Source organism: Nocardia mikamii NBRC 108933, from assembly GCF_001613505.1.
Classification (GTDB): Bacteria; Actinomycetota; Actinomycetes; order Mycobacteriales; family Mycobacteriaceae; genus Nocardia; species Nocardia mikamii.
On sequence record NZ_BDCM01000003.1, the window covers coordinates 395,305 to 414,734 of the forward strand.

General features: G+C 67.4%; 21 protein-coding genes. 7 read left to right on the plus strand and 14 right to left on the minus strand.

Annotated elements, in window-relative coordinates:
* Positions 1-41: 41 nt before the first annotated feature.
* Positions 42-923 (minus strand): 4,5:9,10-diseco-3-hydroxy-5,9,17-trioxoandrosta-1(10),2-diene-4-oate hydrolase, encoded by an 882-nt coding sequence (hsaD, locus tag NMI01S_RS03345; RefSeq protein ID WP_062994499.1) that lies wholly within the window; start codon positions 921-923, stop codon positions 42-44.
* The gene (hsaA, locus tag NMI01S_RS03350; protein WP_062994500.1) at positions 923-2,092 is read right to left on the minus strand and encodes a 3-hydroxy-9,10-secoandrosta-1,3,5(10)-triene-9,17-dione monooxygenase oxygenase subunit; all 1,170 of its coding nucleotides are present in this window, start codon (positions 2,090-2,092) and stop codon (positions 923-925) included. Before hsaA ends, hsaD begins: the two co-directional genes overlap by 1 nt.
* Positions 2,093-2,317: 225 nt before the next feature.
* Between hsaA and NMI01S_RS03355 the strand changes: the two genes are divergently transcribed.
* Positions 2,318-3,535: a 3-ketosteroid-9-alpha-monooxygenase, oxygenase component gene (locus tag NMI01S_RS03355; RefSeq protein WP_062994766.1), complete on the plus strand. Its 1,218-nt coding sequence runs from the start codon at positions 2,318-2,320 to the stop codon at positions 3,533-3,535.
* The gene (locus NMI01S_RS03360) at positions 3,535-3,852 is read left to right on the plus strand and encodes a hypothetical protein (RefSeq protein WP_039775843.1); all 318 of its coding nucleotides are present in this window, start codon (positions 3,535-3,537) and stop codon (positions 3,850-3,852) included. Before NMI01S_RS03355 ends, NMI01S_RS03360 begins: the two co-directional genes overlap by 1 nt.
* A gap of 139 nt (positions 3,853-3,991) precedes the next feature.
* On the opposite strand, the gene NMI01S_RS03365 is transcribed toward NMI01S_RS03360, so the two are convergent.
* The 6 genes from NMI01S_RS03365 to NMI01S_RS03390 form a co-directional block, all read right to left on the minus strand.
* Positions 3,992-4,399, minus strand: a complete 408-nt coding sequence (locus NMI01S_RS03365) for a cupin domain-containing protein (protein WP_062994767.1) — start codon at positions 4,397-4,399, stop codon at positions 3,992-3,994.
* Between the two features lie 92 nt (positions 4,400-4,491).
* Positions 4,492-5,097, minus strand: a complete 606-nt coding sequence (locus NMI01S_RS03370) for a TetR/AcrR family transcriptional regulator (protein WP_062994768.1) — start codon at positions 5,095-5,097, stop codon at positions 4,492-4,494.
* Positions 5,098-5,481: 384 nt separating this feature from the next.
* Positions 5,482-6,072 (minus strand): hypothetical protein, encoded by a 591-nt coding sequence (locus NMI01S_RS03375; RefSeq protein WP_157126019.1) that lies wholly within the window; start codon positions 6,070-6,072, stop codon positions 5,482-5,484.
* A gap of 213 nt (positions 6,073-6,285) precedes the next feature.
* Positions 6,286-7,335 (minus strand): 4-hydroxy-2-oxovalerate aldolase, encoded by a 1,050-nt coding sequence (dmpG, locus tag NMI01S_RS03380; protein ID WP_062994502.1) that lies wholly within the window; start codon positions 7,333-7,335, stop codon positions 6,286-6,288.
* Between the two features lie 13 nt (positions 7,336-7,348).
* Positions 7,349-8,260, minus strand: coding sequence for an acetaldehyde dehydrogenase (acetylating) (locus NMI01S_RS03385; protein ID WP_062994503.1), 912 nt, complete (start codon positions 8,258-8,260; stop codon positions 7,349-7,351).
* Positions 8,261-8,270: 10 nt separating this feature from the next.
* Positions 8,271-9,056: a 2-keto-4-pentenoate hydratase gene (locus NMI01S_RS03390; RefSeq protein WP_030517292.1), complete on the minus strand. Its 786-nt coding sequence runs from the start codon at positions 9,054-9,056 to the stop codon at positions 8,271-8,273.
* A gap of 143 nt (positions 9,057-9,199) precedes the next feature.
* Here NMI01S_RS03390 and kstD point away from each other — a divergent pair, with 143 nt between their 5' ends.
* From kstD to NMI01S_RS03410, 4 genes are all read left to right on the plus strand, one after another.
* Positions 9,200-10,915: a 3-oxosteroid 1-dehydrogenase gene (kstD, locus tag NMI01S_RS03395; RefSeq protein WP_062994504.1), complete on the plus strand. Its 1,716-nt coding sequence runs from the start codon at positions 9,200-9,202 to the stop codon at positions 10,913-10,915.
* A gap of 184 nt (positions 10,916-11,099) precedes the next feature.
* Positions 11,100-11,963: an enoyl-CoA hydratase ChsH3 gene (chsH3, locus tag NMI01S_RS03400; RefSeq protein WP_062994505.1), complete on the plus strand. Its 864-nt coding sequence runs from the start codon at positions 11,100-11,102 to the stop codon at positions 11,961-11,963.
* Positions 11,964-12,153: 190 nt separating this feature from the next.
* Entirely contained in the window at positions 12,154-12,615 is a 462-nt protein-coding gene (locus NMI01S_RS03405; RefSeq protein ID WP_062994506.1) for a type II toxin-antitoxin system Phd/YefM family antitoxin, read from the plus strand.
* 2 nt (positions 12,616-12,617) lie between these two features.
* Positions 12,618-12,965 (plus strand): hypothetical protein, encoded by a 348-nt coding sequence (locus NMI01S_RS03410; RefSeq protein ID WP_062994507.1) that lies wholly within the window; start codon positions 12,618-12,620, stop codon positions 12,963-12,965.
* Between the two features lie 293 nt (positions 12,966-13,258).
* On the opposite strand, the gene NMI01S_RS03415 is transcribed toward NMI01S_RS03410, so the two are convergent.
* The 6 genes from NMI01S_RS03415 to zapE form a co-directional block, all read right to left on the minus strand.
* Positions 13,259-13,708, minus strand: a complete 450-nt coding sequence (locus NMI01S_RS03415) for a hypothetical protein (protein ID WP_062994508.1) — start codon at positions 13,706-13,708, stop codon at positions 13,259-13,261.
* Entirely contained in the window at positions 13,705-14,979 is a 1,275-nt protein-coding gene (locus NMI01S_RS03420) for a DUF58 domain-containing protein (RefSeq protein WP_062994509.1), read from the minus strand. The genes NMI01S_RS03415 and NMI01S_RS03420 overlap by 4 nt, the downstream gene beginning before the upstream one ends.
* A complete protein-coding gene (locus NMI01S_RS03425) occupies positions 14,976-15,938 on the minus strand; it encodes an AAA family ATPase (protein WP_062994510.1) in 963 nt (320 codons plus the stop codon). The genes NMI01S_RS03420 and NMI01S_RS03425 overlap by 4 nt, the downstream gene beginning before the upstream one ends.
* A 48-nt stretch (positions 15,939-15,986) precedes the next feature.
* Entirely contained in the window at positions 15,987-16,481 is a 495-nt protein-coding gene (locus tag NMI01S_RS03430; RefSeq protein ID WP_062994769.1) for a hypothetical protein, read from the minus strand.
* A gap of 5 nt (positions 16,482-16,486) precedes the next feature.
* Entirely contained in the window at positions 16,487-17,425 is a 939-nt protein-coding gene (locus NMI01S_RS03435) for a DUF4129 domain-containing protein (RefSeq protein WP_245716683.1), read from the minus strand.
* A 216-nt stretch (positions 17,426-17,641) separates the two neighbouring features.
* Positions 17,642-18,700 carry a cell division protein ZapE gene (zapE, locus tag NMI01S_RS03440; protein ID WP_167669862.1) on the minus strand — a complete coding sequence of 353 codons (1,059 nt, stop codon included), beginning with the start codon at positions 18,698-18,700 and terminating at the stop codon, positions 17,642-17,644.
* An 87-nt stretch (positions 18,701-18,787) separates the two neighbouring features.
* On the opposite strand from zapE, the gene NMI01S_RS03445 reads away from it, so the two are divergent.
* Positions 18,788-19,393, plus strand: coding sequence for a TetR/AcrR family transcriptional regulator (locus NMI01S_RS03445; protein WP_062994511.1), 606 nt, complete (start codon positions 18,788-18,790; stop codon positions 19,391-19,393).
* The last annotated feature ends 37 nt before the right edge of the window (positions 19,394-19,430 follow it).

Consider the following 19,430-nt stretch of genomic DNA (forward strand, 5'->3'; position numbering starts at 1 on the left):
CCGCACCCGGTCGGCCCGATGACCGGCTGCGCAATGGTAGGTCATCGTGCCTCCTTCACACCGAAGAGGAAATCGGTTGCCAGCCGGTTGAATTCGTCGAACTTCTCCAGCTGCGCCCAGTGCCCGCAACCGCCGAACACGTGCAGTTGCGCGCGCGGGATGGTCTTCAGCGCGACCAGCGCGCCGTCGAGCGGATTCACCCGATCCTCACGGCCCCAGATGAGCAGCACCGGCTGGCGCAGCTTGTACGCCTCCCGCCACAGCATGCCCTTCTCGAAATCCGCACTGGCGAACGACTTACCCATCGCGCGGGTCGCGGCCAGCGCTTCGGGCGTATTGGCCGAGGCGAAGCGCTCGTCGAGCAGTTCCGGCGTGATCAGCGACTGGTCGAAGACCATGATCCGCAGGAACTTCTCCAGATTGTCGCGGGTGGGCTCGACGTTGAACTTGCCCAGCGCCTTCACGCCCTCGGTGGGGTCCGGCGCGAACAGGTTGGTGCTCAGCCCGCCGGGGCCCATCAGGACCAGCTTGCCGGCCCGGTCCGGATAGTCGAGCGCGAAGCGCACCGCCGCGCCGCCGCCCAGCGAATTACCCAGCAGGTGAACGCGTTCGGTGATGCCCAGGGTGTCGAGCAGATCCTTCAGCGCCGAGGCGCTGTGCACGAAGTACTGCGGGTGGTCGGTCGGCTTGTCCGACTGCCCGAAGCCCGGCTGATCCACCGCCAGCACGTGGAAGTGCTGCGCCAGCACCGGAATGTTGCGCGCGAAGTTCGACCACGACGAGGCACCCGGACCACCGCCGTGCAGCAGCACGATGGTGGGGCCGTTGCCCTCGCCGGCCTCGTGATAGTGCAGCTTCAGGTCCGGACGGACCTGGGCGAACTTCGAGGTGGACTCGTAGGTCAACTCCGAGACGGCGGTCATCACACCATCCCGTCGGTGACCGGCAGGCCGAACGCGTGGGTGCCGTACATCATGTAAGCGCGCTCGGGATCGTTGGCGGCGTGCACGCGGCCGGCGTGCGCGTCACGCCAGAACCGCTGCAGCGGAGTGCCGTTCGCCAGCGCGGTCGCACCCGAGCTCTCGAACAGCTTGTCGATCGAGGCGATGGCCCGGCCGGTGGCGCGGACCTGGTCACGACGCGCCGCCACGCGCAGGTCGAACGGAATCTCCTCGCCGGCGACCAGGAGCTTGTACTCGTCGGCGACATTGCCCGACAGCTGGCGCCACGCGGCGTCGATATCGCTGGCGGCCTCGGCGATGCGCACCTTGGCGAACGGATCGTCCTTGGCCTTCTCACCGGCGTAGGCCGCGCGCAGGCGCTTGCCCTGGTGCTCCACGTGCGCGTCCAGCGCGCCGTAGGCCATGCCGACGATCGGCGTGGAGATGGTGGTGGGATGGATGGTGCCCCACGGCATCTTGTAGACCGGGTCGGTGTTCTGCTGCAGACCGGGCGCGGTCAAGTCGTTCATGCTCTTGTAGCTGAGGAAGCGGTGCCGTGGCACGAAGACGTTCTCCAGCACCAGCGTGTTGGATCCGGTGCCCTTGAGGCCCACCACATTCCACACGTCGTCGATGCGGTAGTCGGTGCGCGGGACCAGGAAGCTGCCGAAGTCGACCGGCTTGCCGTCCTTGATCACCGGACCGCCGACGAAGGTCCAGGTGGCGTGATCGCTCCCCGACGACCAGGCCCAGGAGCCGTTGACGATGTAGCCGTCGCCGCTCTCGGTCACCACCCCGGCACCCATCGGGGCGTAGGAGGAGGAGATGCGGACCTGGGTGTCCTCGCCCCAGACCTCTTCCTGTGCCTGCTGGTCGAACAGCGCCAGATGCCAGTTGTGCACGCCGATGATGCCGGACACCCAGCCGGTGGAACCGCAAGCGCTGGCGATCTTGCGCACGGTGTCGTAGAACACGACCGGATCGGCGGCGTATCCGCCCCACTGGCGCGGCTGCAGCAGCTTGAAGAAACCGGTCTCCTGCAGCGCCTTCATGGTCTCGTCGGGAATCCGGCGCAGATCTTCTGCCTCCTGCGCCTGTTCGCGCAGCTTCGGCAACAGCGCTTCGACCCGCTCGGTCACTTCTTGCGTCATCTCGGGGGCTGCTCCTGCCTGATCGAAATCGGAACGGGTGTATCGGTCGCATTCCGTTCTGCGGAACCGATACTTGTCTTGAGACTAGAACACGTTCTTATTTATGTCGAGAACGGGTGTTCATTGTCCCACAATGAACACCTTTGCCTGGTAGTCAACGGAATAGCTGGCGCTGGGCCGCTCAATTTTGTAACGTGTTCTAGTACTTCCAGAGGAGGGATGACGATGGCAGAAACCGCACAGCGGAGCGGGAAGGTCCGCGAGATCGACGTCGGCTCGACACCGACGCGGTACGCGCGGGGCTGGCATTGCCTGGGCCTGGCCGAGACGTTTCGCGACGGTAAGCCGCATGCCGTGCAGGCTTTCGGCACCAAACTCGTGGTGTGGGCCGACAGCAACGACGAGCTGAAGGTGCTCGACGCCTACTGCCGCCACCTCGGCGGCGATCTCAGCATGGGTGAGATCAAGGGCGACTCCATCGCGTGCCCGTTCCACGACTGGCGCTGGGGCGGCAACGGCCGCTGCACCTCGATCCCGTACGCGCGGCGCGTGCCGCCGCTGGCCCGCACCCGTGCCTGGACCACCCTCGAGCGCAACGGCCAGCTCTACGTCTGGCACGACCACGAGGGCAACCCGCCGCCGGACGAGGTCACCATCCCCTACATCGAGGGGCCCTACACCGACGCCGACGGCAACCCGGTGGAGGAACGCAACAGCGACTGGACCCCGTTCACCTGGAACACGATGCTGATCGAGGGCGCCAACTGCCGCGAGATCGTCGACAACGTGGTGGACATGGCCCACTTCTTCTACATCCACTTCGCCTTCCCGACGTACTTCAAGAACGTCTTCGAAGGCCACGTGGCCACGCAGTTCCTCGAGACGAAGGGCCGTCCGGACATCGGCATGGCCGCCAAGTACGGCGGGGAGACGCTGCTGAAGTCGGAGGCGTCCTACTTCGGCCCGTCCTACATGATCAACCCGCTGACCAACATCTACGGCGGCTACCAGATCAAGGTCCAGCTGATCAACTGCCACTACCCGGTGACGCAGGATTCGTTCGTGCTGCAGTACGGCCTGTCGGTCGAGAAGCCCAAGGGCATCGACGACGAGACCGCGGAGAAGCTGGCCAAGTCCATGACCGACTTCTTCGGTGACGGCTTCCTGCAGGACGTGGAGATCTGGAAGCACAAGTCCAAGATCGACAATCCGCTGCTCTGCGAGGAGGACGGCCCGGTCTACCAGCTGCGCCGCTGGTACGACCAGTTCTACGTCGACGTCGCCGATATCGACCCGAAGATGGTGCAGCGCTTCGAATTCGAGGTCGACACCACCAAGGCCAACGAGCACTGGGAGGCCGAGGTCGCCGAGAATCTGCGGCGCAAGAAGGAAGAGGACGCGGCGCAGCAGGACCCTGCCGTCAAGCAGGAGGCGGGTGCCTGATGGTCTCCTGGGCCAAAGCACCCGATTTCGCGGACCGCCCGGAACGCCGGGAGCAGGTGCGTGCCCAGACGGTCGTCGACAAACAGCGCTATCTCGAAGACGGCCTGACGCCGGTGGCCTGCCGGGCATGCGGGGTGGAAGTCCTGGTCCGCAAGTCCTCCTCGCACCAGCGTTCGGTGCAGTGGACGGTCAGTCCCGCCGAACACTGCCCGGTCTTCGCGAAGCTGGCCGGGCCGGGGCGGCCGGATCCGTGCCCGGACCTGGAGAAGTCGATCCAGTACGCGATCGATGAGGGCATGCTGGCGATCGACGAGTAGGCAGGCGCGTTGCTCAGGCCCGCCCACGTATTCGACAGGGATACGGTGGGCGGGCCTGAACTATTCGTGCAAACCTCCGCGCGAAAGGCGGAAATCGCGCCGAATCGCCGAGGTTGGCACGATTTGTTCACCCCAGCGATCAGTCCAGCCGGAAGTCCGCGAAATCGAACCCGGGCGCGACCACGCAGCTCACCAGCACGTAGTCGTCACCGGCCGGGCGCGCGGCCTGGCTGACGCCGGCGGGCACCACGGCCTGCAGGAGTTGGCCGCGTTCGACGTCCGGGCCGAGGATCACTTCGTCGCCGCCGATGTTCAGCAGCAGCGGGCCGCCGCGCTGCCACAACCAGATCTCGTCCGAACGCACCGTATGCGGTGCGGAACGTTCGTGCGGCAGCAGCAGGAAGTGGATGGCGGTGGCGGACGCACGCGGGCCGTCGTAGCCGTCCGGCTCGAATTCGACCGGGCTGCGGTATGTTTCGCGGAACCAGCCACCTTCGGGGTGCGGTTGCAGATCCAGCGCCTCGGCCAGTTCGGGTCGTTCGGACATCGTCGCCTCCAGCACAGTTGTCGTCTCCGGGATTCTGCGCGGCTACGGCCGAGGCCGCGAATTCGGCCGGCATCGAGCAATGGCCCGACGAGTCATTGCGCATCCCGCGCGACGCTGTAGGCCATCGCGACATGGGTGAACAGCGTTGTGCGCTGTTCCCGCGCGATGGTGTCGTCCGGTTCGAGCAGGCACTGCTGTGAGGTTCCGTCGTGGACCGCGACCACCGCCCGCCCGAGGCCCTCGCGGTCGGTGACGGTGCGGCCCGCGCGATTCAGCAGCGCCTCCAGGACCGGCAGCAGGGCCGCGACGATCGCGTTCTCCCGCGCGACCATCACCCGCCGCAGCGGCGGGTTGCGTAGGGCGTGGGCGGTGAATTCGGCGGTGATGCGAAACCATTTGTCGTCCAGCGGAACCGCCCGCAGCACCTGCTCCACACCGGCGCGCAGGTCGTGGACATCGGCGCCGGACTCCGACTCCAGCACTCCGGTCAGTTCGCGCAACATCTCGGCCGACCGCAACTCCCACATCGCCAGGAACAGCTCTTCCAGCGAGCTGAAGTTCGAGTAGAACGCCCCGCGGGTGAATCCGGCGCGCTCACAGATCTGCTCGACCGTGCAGCGACCGAACCCCTCTTCGGCGAAAGCATCGAAGGCGGCGCCGAGCAACCGTTGCCGAGTCTCGGCCCGCCGCTTGGTCATTCGCGGTTCCCGAGGGGGGCCGCCGCTCGCTCCGGCGGCATCGCCGCCGGATGCGAGATCTTCGCCGACCGGCGCCGATCCGGCGGTCGAGTCGCCGCGACGGGCCCGCGAGCGGCCCTGCCCGGGCTCGGACGGACGCCGGGCACCGAGAGACGTCACGAACGCTTCCTCTCCCTGGACATATGGATACACGAGTGTATCAACCGACTCGTTCCAGGTCCCCGCCCGAAACGCCCGGTAGATCCTGCCCGGGCACCGACTTCTCCCGGACGCCCACCTCCCCGGGGCACCAACCACCCCCGGACACCCCGACATCTCCCGGACACCGACGACCGCGGGCCGCGAACGCTCCCACGTTCGCGGCCCGCCGAATCCGTGCCGGTATCAGCTGAGGTTGGTACCCGACCACCCGAAGTTGAAGGTGTGCCCCTTCGAGCTGCACTGCACCGCGCCGCGGCCACCGGCACTGCAGGTGGCGCCGCCGTAGTTGATGACGCCGCCGTAGTCGTAGCCGTCGGACGCGGGCCCCGAGTCGATGGATCGGCTGCCGGCCCGACCGAGCGGTCCGGTCAGACCGAAGGTCGGATGCGCCGGAAGGAACGGCAGATCGATGGCGACATTGTTGATGGGAATTCCGAACAGAGTGGCGACTCCGGGGCTGATGTCACAGCCGACGTCACCGTTGGGATGCATCGAGCAATTGGCATAGCCGGCGCTGAAATACACCGTGTCGCCCACCAGATAATCGGCCGGGTTCTGCACCGTGGGCCCGTTCGCGGCGACGAACGTATCTGCGGCGGCCACGGCCCCGCCTGCCATCGAAATCGCAACAGCGGCAACAGATCCACCGATCACAGCCCGCATGTTCACAGCAACTCCTCCATTTTTTCCGAACGAACATCGAGAACAGAATTGCTTGCCGCGCAAAGCTACAGCGCGTCCCAGACCCGTAATCCGGATCGGTTCGAAACCCACGCGCGTTAACCACCCGCCGCATCTCGTCCTCCGAAAGGATCGAGAGCGGCACCGGCCGGCCTGGCGTCCGACAGTACAGGCGGGTCCACGCCGCTTCCTCCGAACGCAGCCGTCCGCGGCGTCCGTCCGACGTGTCGCCACCGGACTCTGGTCCCTTCACACGACAGCGGGCCGCGAACGAATCACGTTCGCGGCCCGCTGGTGCCGACTGTTTCAGGCGGAGGCGGTCTGTTCCCGCTGCAGTTCCAGCGCAATGTCGATCAGCTGATCCTCCTGGCCGCCCACGAGCTTGCGTTTACCGGCGCGCACCAGCATTTCGGCCGCCGAGACGCCGTAGCGTTCGGCTTGGCGCTCGGCGTGCTTGAGGAAGCTCGAGTACACGCCCGCGTAGCCCATCATCAGGGCCTGGCGGTCCAGCAGACATTCCTGCGGCATGGCCGGGCGCACGACGTCCTCGGCGGCATCGGCGATGGCGAAGAAGTCGATACCGGTCTTGATACCGATCTTGTCGGCGACGCCGACGAACGCCTCGACCGGAGTGTTGCCCGCACCGGCGCCGAAACGCCGTGCGCTGCCGTCGATCTGCTTGGCGCCGGCCTTGACCGCGTAGATCGAGTTGGCGACGGCGAGGTCGAGGTTCTCGTGACCGTGGAAGCCGACCTGGGCGTCGTCGCCCAGTTCGGCGGCGACCGCGGCGATGCGGTCGGACACCTGATCCAGCACCAGCGCACCGGCGGAGTCCACGACGTAGACACACTGGCATCCCGCGTCGGCCATGATGCGCGCCTGCTTCGCGAGCACCTCCGGCGGCTGCGAATGCGACATCATCAGGAAGCCGACGGTTTCCATGCCGAGGTCGCGGGCATAGCCGAAGTGCTGGATCGAGACGTCGGCCTCGGTGCAGTGCGTGGCGATGCGGACGATGGACGCACCGTTGTCCTGGGAGATCTTGATGTCCTCCTTGACGCCCACGCCGGGCAGCATGAGGACCGCGATCTTGGCCTGCTTCGCGGTCTGTGCCGCGATCGTGATCAATTCCTGCTCAGGGGTTTTGGAGAACCCGTAGTTGAACGAGGAACCACCCAGGCCGTCACCGTGGGTCACCTCGATCACCGGCACGCCCGCGGCGTCGACGGCCGCGACGATATCGCGCACCTCGGTGGCGGTGAACTGGTGGCGCTTGTGATGGGAACCGTCGCGCAGCGAGGTGTCGGTGACGCGGACGTCGAGTTCCTGGGAGAACGGCTGCAATACGTAGTTCATGATCTGGTCCCTCCTAGACCCGAGCCGTGAGGATCTGTTCGGCCATGACCTCGCCCACCCGGGTGGCAGCGGCGGTCATGATGTCGAGGTTGCCCGCGTACGGCGGCAGGAAGTCGCCCGCGCCCTCGACCTCCACGAAGACCGAAACCTTCGCCATCCCACCGGAAATCACGCTCGGCTCGTCGAACTGCGGTTCGTTGAGCAGGCGGTAACCGGGCACGTACTCCTGGATGTCGGCGACCATCCGGTGGATCGATTCGCTGATCGCGTCGGTGTCGGCATCCTCGGGAATGGCGGCGAAGATGGTGTCGCGCATGATCATCGGCGGCTCGGCCGGGTTGAGGATGATGATCGCCTTACCGCGCTTGGCACCACCGATGGTCTCCACACCCTTGCTGGTGGTCTTGGTGAACTCGTCGATATTGGCGCGCGTGCCGGGTCCGGCCGAGACCGAGGAGACCGAGGCGACGATCTCGGCGTAGGGCACCTCGACCACGCGCGAAACGGCCGCGACGATCGGAATCGTCGCCTGCCCACCGCAGGTGATCATGTTGACGTTCGGGGTGTCGATATTGGCGCCCAGGTTCACCGGCGGCACGACGGCCGGGCCGACCGCGGCGGGGGTGAGATCCACCGCGCGGATACCGGCCGCCTCGTACTTCGGCGCGTATTCGCGATGCACGTAGGCCGAGGTGGCCTCGAACAGCATGTCCGGCTTCTCCGGCAGCGCGAGCAGCCAGTCGGCACCCTCGTGCGAGGTCTCGAGCCCCAGTCCGCGAGCGCGCTTCAAACCCTCGCTGTCGGGATCGATACCGATCATCCAGCGCGGCTCGATCCGCTCCGAACGCAGCAGCTTGTACAGCAGATCGGTGCTGATATTCCCGGAGCCGACGATCGCGGCTGTCACCTTTCCATTGTCAGGCACTTGATCTCCCTCAGCTGAATGTCAAACGGACGGAACCGAGTCCAGCGAACTCGGCATGGAAGTCGTCACCCGGACGGGCGTCGATGGCGCGGGTGCAGGAACCTGGCAGCACGATGTCGCCGGCCTTCAATCGCACCCCGAACGAGGCGACCTTGCGGGCCAGCCAGGCGACCGCGATGGTCGGATCGTCGAGTACCGCGTCGCTGCGGCCCTGGGCGACGACCTCGCCGTTGCGGGTCAGAGTCGCGTCGATCGCCTTGATGTCCAGCGCATCCGGGGCCACCCGCTCCGGCCCGAGCACCCAGCCGGCCGAGGACGCGTTGTCGGCGATGGTGTCGCACAACGCGATGTTCCAGTTCTTGATGCGGGTGTCGATGAGCTCGATGGCCGGAGCGTAGGCGACCGTCGCGGCCAGCACGTCGGCCTCGGTGCACTCCTCGCCCGGCAGATCCGCGCCCAGCACGAAACCGACCTCGACCTCGACGCGCGGGAACAGGTACTTCGACGTGTCGACCGGAACGTCCTCGAACACCTGCATATCGGCGAGCAGATGGCCGTAGTCGGGCTCGTCGACGCCCATCATCTCCTGCATGGCCTTCGAGGAGAGCCCGACCTTGTGACCGACCACCTTCGCGCCGTCGGCCAGCCGCTGCCGGATGTTGATGAGCTGGATCTCGTAGGCGTCGACCACGTCGATCGCCGCGTACCGCGTGACCAGCGGATCGATCGGCACCCGGTCTCGTTCGGCGACCGCGAGCTCCGCGGCCAGTTCATTCCGTACCGCGTCGGACAGCACGCTTGTTCCTTCCATTGGGGCGCTCGGTCTGGGGACCAGCCGGTGAACGGGATACAAACTGAAACGAGTTTTCCTGCATTTTCTCGTGTCAGCAGTCCCATCTGCCAGACCAATATAGACCGAACCTGATCCGATTCTATAACGTGTTCTACATGACTGATCGGGAATACGACGTGGTGGTGGTCGGCAGCGGCGCCGCCGGAATGACCGCCGCCCTCGCCGCCGCGCACCACGGACTGCGCGCGGTGCTCATCGAGAAGGCCGCGCACTACGGCGGTTCGACCGCGCGTAGTGGTGGCGGTGTGTGGATCCCGGGCAACAAGGCGCTCAAGGCGTCCGGCCGGCCCGACGACCGGGAGGAGGCCCGCCGCTACCTGCACAGCATCATCGGTGACGTGGTGCCGAAGGAGAAGATCGACACCTACATCGACCGCGGTGCCGAAGCCTTCGACTTCGTCCTCGATCACTCTCCGCTGAAGATGACCTGGGTGCCGGGCTACTCCGACTACCACCCCGAGGCCCCCGGCGGGCTGGGCTCCGGCCGGTCGTGTGAGCCCAAGCCGTTCAACCTGAAGGTCCTCGGCGCCGAGGCCGCCAAACTGGAACCGCCCTACGCCAAGGCCCCGCTCAATGTCGTGGTCATGCAGACCGACTTCGTCCGCCTGAACCTGATCAAGCGGCATCCGAAGGGCATGATGCGGGCGATGCGGGTCGGCGCCCGCACCTACCTGGCGAAGTTCACCGGTAAGCAGATCGTGGGTATGGGCCAGGCCATCATCGCGGCCATGCGCAAGGGCCTGATGGACGCGAACGTCCCGGTCCTGCTCAACACCCCCCTGACCAAGCTGATCACCGAGGACGGCAGGGTCGTCGGCGTGGAGGCGACCGTCGACGGCGAGCCGACCGTGTTCAAAGCCCGCTACGGCGTGGTGCTGGGCACCGGCGGTTTCGAGCACAACGCCGAGATGCGCACCAAGTACCAGCGCCAGCCCATCACCACCGACTGGACCACGGGTGCCGCGGCCAACACCGGTGACGGCATCCTGGCGGGCATGGAGGTCGGAGCCGATATCGGCTTCATGGAGGACTCCTGGTGGGGGCCGACCATTTTCAAGGGCGAGGGCAAGCCGTGGTTCGCGCTGGCCGAGCGCAATCTGCCCGGCGCGATCATGGTGAACGCCGACGGCAAGCGATTCGGTAATGAGTCCGCTCCTTACGTCGAGGCCGTGCACACCATGTACGGTGGCAAATGGGGTCAGGGTGACGGTCCGGGCGAGAACATTCCCGCCTGGCTGGTGTTCGACCAGCGCTACCGCAACCGCTACATCTTCGCCGGGCTGCAGCCGGGCCAGCGCTTTCCGTCCCGCTGGATGGAAAACGACAACATCGTCAAGGCCGACACCCTCGAGGAGCTGGCCCAGCGTCTCGGCGTGCCGGCGGACAATCTCGCCGCCACCGTCGCCCGCTTCAACGCCTTCGCGGAGAAGGGCGTGGACGAGGACTTCGGCCGCGGCAAGAGTCACTACGACCGCTATTACGGCGATCCGACCGTGAAGCCGAACCCGTGCCTGGCGGCCCTGGTGCAGGGCCCGTTCTACGCCGCCAAGATCGTGCCCGGCGACCTGGGCACCAAGGGCGGCCTGGTCACCGACACCGCGGCGCGGGTGCTGCGGGCGGACGGCACCGTGATCGAGGGGCTCTACGCCTCCGGCAACTCTTCGACCCCGGTCATGGGCCACACCTACGCCGGTCCCGGCGCGACCATCGGGCCCGCGCTGACCTTCGGTTATCTGGCGGTCATGGATATCGTCGAGAAGGCGCGCGAGGAGAAGGCGCCCACCGGCGCGGTGAGCAAGTAGGCGGGCACCGGTGAGCGGGACCCGCGGCCGGGGCCCGGCCCGATCCCGGCACCATGGGAGCGGTCCTGCCACCCGCGGCGGCGTCCGCAACACCACTGTCGATCGAGGGCGGTCCGGCCGATCGGATCGGATTCCGGACCCCTCGATCGGGACTCGTGATACGTCGGCGAACAAGGAACACACAATGCCTATCGACCTGAAAACCGCTCTCGGAGCGGAACTTCCGACCCAGGAGTTCTCCTGGACGCCCTCGGACGTACAGCTGTACCACCTGGGCCTGAGCGCCGGTACCCGCTGGACCGACCCGGGCGAACTGCGATATCTGGACGATCGGGAGCCCCAGGTGCTGCCGACCTTCGCGACCGTCGCACCGACGATGCGGGTCACCGAACCACCGAAGGTGAGCTATCCGGGCGTGGAGATCGACCTGGCCAAGGTCGTGCACGGCAGCCAGGAAATCGTTGTGCACCGGCCGATTCCGGCCGAGGGCAAGGCGAGCAGCACCGGGCGGATCACCGAGGTGTGGGACAAGGGTTCGGCCGCGGTGATCGCCCACGAGACGGTGATCACCGGATCCGACGGGCAGCCGCTGTGGACGGCGCGCTCGTCGATCTTCGCCAAGGGTGAGGGCGGTTTCGGTGGTGAGCGCGGCCCGAGCACCAAGGCCGTGCTACCCGATCGGACCCCGGATTTCGAGGTCCTCACACCGACGCTGCCGCAGCAGGCCCTGCTGTACCGCATGTGCGGTGACCGCAACCCCCTGCATTCGGACCCCGAATTCGCCCGTGCCGCAGGCTTTCCCAACCCGATCCTGCACGGCCTGTGCACCTACGGCCTGGTCTGCAAGACCGCGACCGACACCGTGCTGGACTCGGACGCGAGCCGGGTGACCGGCTTCCGCGCGCGGTTCGCCGGTGTGCTGTATCCGGGTGAGACGATCCGATCGCGGATCTGGCGCGAGGGCGACGAGCTCGTCATCGGCGCGACCGTGGTCGAACGCGAGGACGCCCCGGTACTGAGCGATGTGCGGCTGAGCTTCACCGCCTGAACCGGCATACGACGCGACCCGTCTATCACCGACCCTCCAGAGACTTGCGCTCGGCACGGGAGCTGGAGGGTCGGCACGCGGGGCGGGGGGATCGATACCCAGTGCGTCGTCGCGGCGGGACGCGAGGCGCACGTGGTCGCGGCGACCCATCCCACTAGACTTCCGAATACGTTCCGAATACAATGGGAGTGTGTCCACAACAGCTCTCCGCACCTCCACGCGCCGCTCCTCGGACCTGAGCAAGCACTCCGCCGAGGTGTTCGCCGAGGCCGAGGACCATCCGGTGACGGTGACTCGGCGTGACGGCGAGAACCTCGTGCTCATGTCGCAGCGCGAGGCGGAGGCTCGTGCTCGCTTGCTCGAGTTCGCCGCACAGCTCATCGGTGTGGCTGTGGACGACGACGGCCCCCTCGCCGGTCGGATGTCTCGGGCGTTCCCGTGGATGCTCGCACTGCCGCCCGAGGACCGGGCCACCTGCGCTCAGAACCTCGTCGACGCCGCGCGTGCGTCGTTCTCCACCGATCAGCCGCACCTGGCGCTCGCGGAACTCACCTCGTGGCGCGAGACCGCAACCGCCATCGCAGCCGGTCTCGGCCAAGCCGAGCTGGACTGGTTGGACTCCGACGATTACGACGTTGTGGCGCGGCCGTAACGGTGGCCGGTAAACGCGGCGAGCTCGTGCCTCGTCCTCCGAAGAAGATCGAGTACGAGATCCGCTTCGCGACCGCCAATGCCCGCAAGGGTTGGCAGGATCTCACTGCGACGATTCGGAATCCCTTGGCCGAGGCCTGGGACTTCCTGACGCGAACACCCCTCGCGAAGACACCGACCAACTATCCGTTGCGCGGCGACCTCGGCGCGATCACCCGCGGGAATGAGGTCCATGAGCGTTGGCAGCACAAGCCGACACTCAAGGGCACCGCCCGCATTTGGTTCTTCGTCGAGGACCGCACGGTCTACCTGGAACAGGTACACACCAGCCATCCGAACGAGACAAAGTAGGCAGGGCCCCAGAAGCGCATCGGCCGACCTGAAGCCCAGCTCCGAACGAAGAACCGCCCGATCGGCAGTGCCGGTCGGGCGGTCGTTCATCCCGGTTCGCAGATGTTCCGGGCGGGGCCTGTCGGCGTCAGTCCGGGAAGCCGGTGGCGAACAGGCCGGCGATCGCGACGGAACAGATGACGGCGATGATCGGGATAATCCACATGCCATCAGACTACAAGGTGTAGTAGGGAACCACGACATCGCGTAGTAGGGCAAACACCCTGGTTGTGGGGTATATCACGCTCGGTCGACTACGTCGGTTCCGCCGTATCCAGGGCGTCCTCGGGCCCGATCAGGCCCTGCACGATCGCCGCGTACAACACGATGACCAGCACCGGGGCCAGCAGCGGCAGCCACGCCAGCCGTCCCGGAATCAGCGTCGCCAGCACCGCCGCCGCCGCGAAACCGAGCGCCCCGACGACCGACGGCAATGTGGTGGGAACCACACCGGCCGGGGCGTGCAGGGTGGCGGTGTTGAGCAGATAGGTGGTCGCCACCAGACCCGTCCCGGCGGCGGCCAGCGCACCGGTATCGGCCCACGCCAACGCGCCGAGGGCGATCAGCACCGCCAGCACCGCCACCGTGCGGAACCGCCAGCCGACGACCACCGCGACGAAAACCGGAATGGCCGCCCACGGCAGCACGATGCCCACCGCGGTGGTCAGCAGCAGCCCGGACAGTACGGCCAGAAATCTCGTCATCGCTTCACCCGCACCATGCGCCGATGTTCGGGCAGCAGGCGCATCGCCTGGTCGAGGCGAGCCCCCTCGGGCCACGGCACGATATCCACACCGACCGTGCCCATGTCGCGGTACATCGCGGTGCGTTCCAACTGCCACATCCGGGCCAGCGTCGGATCCAGCCCGTCCTTGAACGGCGTGCCGCGCAGCACGTCGACCACCACCACGGCATGTCCGCGTTTGCGCAGGTCGATCAGGGCCAGCGCGAATTCGGTGTCGAGCAGGGTCGAGAACGCGACCACGACCGCGCCGATCGGTACCGCCGAATGCGGGGCCAGGGTGCCGACATTGGGTATGTGCTCGTCGCCCACGCCGAGCACCGTGTCGATGATGCGATAGAACTGGCGGCGTCCGATATCGGGCCGCAGCCAGCGCGGTGCGCGGCCCAGGCACACCACGGCGGTACGGTCGCCCGCCTGCAGCGCGGTCTGCGCGACCTGTGCGGCGCCGCGCACCGTCAGCTCCATCGAATCCGAGGCCGGACCCGGCGCCTGCAACGAGGTATCCACCAGCACAACGACATCCGCGGCGCGATTGGTGAGCCGTTGGGTGACGTACAACCGGCCGCGACGCGCACTCACCGGCCAGTTGACGATGCGCAATTCGTCACCGGGAGCGTAGGCGCGAATATCGGCGTATTCCACGCCCGGACCATGCCGGCGGGTCAGATGGGTACCGATCCTTTCCGGAAGTTCGGTGCGCGGCAAGCGCATTCGCTGTGGGTCCGCGATCGGATATACGTAGACCTCGCCGGCCGCGACACTCGCAGCGGCCTGGGCCAGACCGGCCGGGCTCAACGCCGTCAGCCGCACCGTCACCGGATAGCGGCCCCAGCGCTGCGTGGACAGCGCCAACCGCAGGCCCGCCGGAGCCGGTCCGGAATCGGAGGACTCCTCCACGCGCACCTCGAGTCCGCTCGCCTCCTCGGGACGGCAGCGCAGCAGCGCGTGCCCGTGTTCGACGAACGCGGCGACCGGCAGCTCGACCTCCTCGGATTCGAAGCAGCGCAGAATCCCGCCGCCGTCGACCTGAACCCTCGTGCGCGACACCTGAATCGGCGCGGTGGCCAGGACGCCGAGCATCGGCGCCGCGAAGACCGCCAGCTGCCACCGATCCAGCATGATCGCCGGCACCAGCGCGACCGCGGCGGCGACCGCCAGCATGTACACCAGTGGCGCGGGCCGCCAGCGCAGATCGACCTCGCTCGCCGAGGTGGTGTCGCGATGTCTCATGTCACCGTCGCGCGCGGTACGGGCAGGCGGCGCAGCAATTCGGAGATCACGTCCTCGCCACGGATCCGGCGCACCCACATCTCCGGGCGCAGCGTGATCCGGTGCGCCATCGCCGGAACCGCCAGCGCCTTCACATCCTCCGGGATCACGTAGTCGCGCCCGAGCAGCAGCGCCCGGGCGCGGGCCATCTGCACCAGATCCAGTTCGGCGCGGGGACTCGCGCCGACCTCGACCTGCGGATGACCGCGGGTGGCGGCCGCCAGCGCGACCACGTACGTCACCACATCCGGGTGGACGGTGACGAATTCGACCGCCTGCCGCATCTCCACCAGACCCTGTGCGTCCACCACCTGCCCCACCTGCGGGGTGACCGCGCCGCGTTCGAGCCGGCGGCGGATCATGTGGGTCTCGTCCTTCTCCGACAGATATCCCAGCCGTAACTGCATGGCGAATCGGTCCAGCTGGGCCTCCGGTAACGGATAGGTGCCCTCGTACTCGATCGGATTGTCGGTAGCCAGCACGACGAAAGGCTGTGGCAGCGGGAAGGTTTCGCCGTCGATGCTGACCTGGCCCTCGGCCATCGCCTCGAGCAGCGCGGCCTGTGTCTTGGGCGGCGTGCGGTTGATCTCGTCGGCGAGCAGCATGTTCGTGAAGACGGGCCCGCGACGGAAGTTGAACCGGCCCGAGGCCATGTCGTAGATCGTCGAGCCGATCAGATCCGCGGGCAGCAGGTCGGGCGTGAACTGCACCCGTGTGAAGTCCAAACCCAATGCGGCCGCGAAGGATCGGGCGATGAGCGTCTTGCCCAGGCCCGGTAGATCCTCGATCAGGATGTGGCCGCCCGACAGCACCGCGACCATGATCAGCTGCAGCTCTTCGCGTTTGCCGACCACGACGCGGGCGATCTCCCGCAGCACCGCATCGGTGCGTTTGATGGTCACATCCAAAGGTGTCGTCATATCCGATCTCGCACTAGTTCCAACCCATTTCACATGTTCGGCAAGGGCTCACATGCTCTGCAAGCGACGTAGAATCTCGTCGAGCGCGGCCCGGCCGGGCGCGCGCGTGTTCTGATCACGCGGCGACGAATTGGCCGGATCCACCCAGCGCCACAGTTCCGGACCGAACTGCAGCCGGCCGGCGGCCTCGGTGGCCTTGCGGTTCTTCGCGATCCGATGACCGCTGGACAATTCGAACTCCTTGGCCAGCAGCGGGCGCAGATAGCGATCCCAATCGGCCCGGGTGCCGTCGGCGCGGGTCGCGAGCATCTGTGCCCGCGCCTGCCAGCGGCTCAGCATTTCGGCCGGGCCGTTCTCGAAGTCGTGGTCGTCGGCGTCGGCACGGTCCCGCGCCCGGGAACGCTCGACCAGGGACCACAGCAGCAGTGCCAGGGCGCCGAGCACCGGCACCCCGGCCAGGATCGGCAACATCTCGCGCTGGTTGCTCAGGCCGACCAACTCGATCAGCGCGATCATCGCCACCGCGCCGACCACGATCGTCATCCGGGTCACAGCCGCGCCCCCTGGAGATCCGCCAGCACTATGCGCAGCAGTTGTTCGGCACGCATGCGCTGCCACTCCAAGATGGAATGCGGGCTGAACCGGGCCTCCTCGAACAGCGTCACCAGTTCGCGGGCCGAGGCGTCGTGCAGAACGCCGCGGTCGAAGGCGCGCGCCAGCACCTCCGAAGGGGTGTCGGAAATCAGTGGCGCCACCTCGCGGGCCTGCGCCAGACCGCTCTCCATCGCGACATAGCAGGCGATGATCGCGGCGCGCGCGTCCTTTCCGGAGGCCATCATCGCGGCCAGGCCCATCTCGGCGACCTGTGCCAGCGAGACCGGCGTCTCGGCGGGTGCGGGCGCGGACGGAACCGCCGGTGCGCCGCGGCCGTCGCGGGCGCCGAAGGCCACCACGCCGAGACCGAGGATCGCGACCGCCACCAGCACCGCGGCGCACACGCCCACGAACAGCAGGGCGTGGCCGCTCAACTCCGGGGTGCCGGAGAACGGCTGGGTGGTCGGCGGCGCGGTCGTTTCGGCCGGCTGTGCGGTAGCGGGCGGATTCGAACGCGGCGCCGGAGCTTCCTCGCGGCCGCCGGCGAGCAGATATATCGCCCACACGATCGCGGTCAGCACGGCCGCTACGGCGGTGCCGATGACTATCACGATCCCGAACCGGCTCAATCGGAACGGCTGGCGCCGACGGTCACGGTCGACCTCGGCCATCGCCAGCGGCAGGTGGTGCTGGCTGGTCAGTACCCCGGCCAGCAGGATCACCACCGATACCAGCGACAGCACCGGCATGAGTGCCACCGTCACCGCCGAGGGCGGGGACGGTGCATGCGGGCCGCCGGTGCCCGGCAGGTATCCGCGCAGCGCGAAGACGACGCACGCCATCAGTGCGATCAGCCCGATCGCGCGTGGTATCGCCGTTCTCACCCCGGCCACGGGCCTCTCCCAGAAAACATCCGAACTGCACAAACAGGCACATCGTTACATGCCGAACGGTCCGTGAGGAGGGAAATCGTGACACCGGACGGTGACCGGTTCGGTCTATGCCCCTAGCCGCCAGTTGACAGCCGGCGAAACTGTGACCGGGAACAGCAAATGACCTCGTTTCCGGCAGATCCGTCCAAACGCATGCACTTCACTTCGGCGGACCCCTCACGACGGGGCGGCCGCCATGCTTCCCGCCGACCCGGCCGCTTGCCCGACGCTCACCGGGCGAGCGCCGGGCAAGCGGCCCAGCCGGCTCGCGGTGCGTTCGAGATCCGGGACGTCGGCAACGTCGCGGACCAACTCCGGCAGCGGAACCTCGGTGTAGAGGGTGAGGGGCAGATCGGCGTCGTAGAGCACGTCGACCAGGTTGACCAGGCGCGTCACCGCATCGACCCGAACCCGCCGCAGTGGCGGCACCGCGCACACGACCCAGCGCCGGTAGGTGTGGGTGAGGGCCAGAAAGTCGATGGCCGACAAGGGCTTCCCGCAGATTTCGTCGAAATCGATGACCAGCTGGTCCGCCTCCGCCGCCCTCGCCCGCAACAGGAGATGGGCGATCGGCACCGCGGCCGGCCGGTCGGCACCGGGCCGGTGCCCGCGGACGTAGCGCCCGCTCGCGAATCCGGTCCGATCACAGGTCCGGTCCGGGTACCCGCGAGCGCGGTAATCCTGCGGTCCGTCGACCGCGACCACGGCCAGATGGGCGCGCAGCAGCGCGATGGCGGGCTCGAATTTCGCGTGATGCAGCGGATTGGGCAGCAGCTGCTCGGGTGGATAGTTCGAGGTCGCCACCAGCACGATGCGGCGCGCGAACAGTGCCTGGAGCAGGCGGGTCAGCAGTACGGCGTCGCCGACGTCGTGAACGTGGAATTCGTCGAAACAGATCAGTTCGGTGTCGCCGAGCAGTGCGTCCAGCGCGGCCGGCAGACCGCCGGATTCGGCGATCGCGGTATGGAGCCGGGCGAAGAACTGATGAAAGTGGAAGCGGCACTTACGTTTCGAATCCACCCGCGCGAAGAACTCGTCCATGAGCATCGTCTTGCCGCGGCCGGGACGACCGTGCAGGTACACCCCGCGCGGGACGGGCCGCGAGAGTGCCGACGGCAGGGCATGCGAACCGAAGCCGCGCGAAAATGCCCAGCGACGCCGACTCCATCGCCTGGCCACCGTGGCCAGGGCCGCCGCGGCAGTGCGCTGATCGTCATCGAGAACCGGTCCGTCCACGATCTCCACCCTCCTGAGGGCTCTACACCTGTAGAGCACCTCTACACTTGTAGAGGATGATCGGGCGCGAGACGAGAGAAGGTGACGATGTCCACACCACGTCCGGCGGGTGATGTGCGGGTCGCGGACCGGCGCGAGCTCATCATCGGCACGGCGATCGACCTGATCGCTCGCGCGGGGCTGCGGGCGCTGACTCATCGGGCCCTCGATACCGAGGCCGGCCTACCGCCCGGTTCGACCTCGTACTACTTCCGCACCAAGCGCGCACTCGTCGAGGCCATCGTGGACGCGATCACCGAGCGGTCGCGCACCGATTTCCGCGCCGCGGACCTGCCTGCCACCGACCCGGACCACATCGCCGCCGCGGTGGCCGCGTGGCTGGACGACCTACTGGCACAACGCCGTAACCATCTGATCGCCCGCCACATGCTGATCACCGACCTACTCGGCGACCCCGACCTGCATCCCCGCCTGGTCGCGAGTCTGTTCTCCCATTCGCACGCCCGTGAGCTGTTCCGCGTGCTGGGCGCCACCGACCCCGACACGGCCGCGTCCGATTACATCGCCGTCATCGAGGGCTTGGTCTTCGACCGATTCGCCGGTGCGCGAACAGGTTCGGCGGCCGGAACAGCGCGGAGTGTCGAACAGCTGGCCCGCCCGCTACGAGCACAACTACGCGCGGGGGCCGGATAGCCGCCGTGGCGGGCCCCGGTCGGGTGAGGCCCGATCT

Bases quoted from the DNA above. Each gene is read 5' to 3' on its own strand.
- dmpG (WP_062994502.1), bottom strand. From the start codon at position 7,335: ATGAACTACGTATTGCAGCCGTTCTCCCAGGAACTCGACGTCCGCGTC.
- NMI01S_RS03425 (WP_062994510.1), bottom strand. From the start codon at position 15,938: ATGACGACACCTTTGGATGTGACCATCAAACGCACCGATGCGGTGCTG.
- NMI01S_RS03420 (WP_062994509.1), bottom strand. From the start codon at position 14,979: ATGAGACATCGCGACACCACCTCGGCGAGCGAGGTCGATCTGCGCTGG.
- NMI01S_RS03445 (WP_062994511.1), top strand. From the start codon at position 18,788: ATGTCCACACCACGTCCGGCGGGTGATGTGCGGGTCGCGGACCGGCGC.
- NMI01S_RS03365 (WP_062994767.1), bottom strand. From the start codon at position 4,399: ATGTCCGAACGACCCGAACTGGCCGAGGCGCTGGATCTGCAACCGCAC.
- hsaA (WP_062994500.1), bottom strand. From the start codon at position 2,092: ATGACGCAAGAAGTGACCGAGCGGGTCGAAGCGCTGTTGCCGAAGCTG.
- NMI01S_RS03355 (WP_062994766.1), top strand. From the start codon at position 2,318: ATGGCAGAAACCGCACAGCGGAGCGGGAAGGTCCGCGAGATCGACGTC.
- chsH3 (WP_062994505.1), top strand. From the start codon at position 11,100: ATGCCTATCGACCTGAAAACCGCTCTCGGAGCGGAACTTCCGACCCAG.
- NMI01S_RS03415 (WP_062994508.1), bottom strand. From the start codon at position 13,708: ATGACGAGATTTCTGGCCGTACTGTCCGGGCTGCTGCTGACCACCGCG.
- hsaD (WP_062994499.1), bottom strand. From the start codon at position 923: ATGACCGCCGTCTCGGAGTTGACCTACGAGTCCACCTCGAAGTTCGCC.
- NMI01S_RS03360 (WP_039775843.1), top strand. From the start codon at position 3,535: ATGGTCTCCTGGGCCAAAGCACCCGATTTCGCGGACCGCCCGGAACGC.
- NMI01S_RS03370 (WP_062994768.1), bottom strand. From the start codon at position 5,097: ATGACCAAGCGGCGGGCCGAGACTCGGCAACGGTTGCTCGGCGCCGCC.
- NMI01S_RS03430 (WP_062994769.1), bottom strand. From the start codon at position 16,481: ATGACGATCGTGGTCGGCGCGGTGGCGATGATCGCGCTGATCGAGTTG.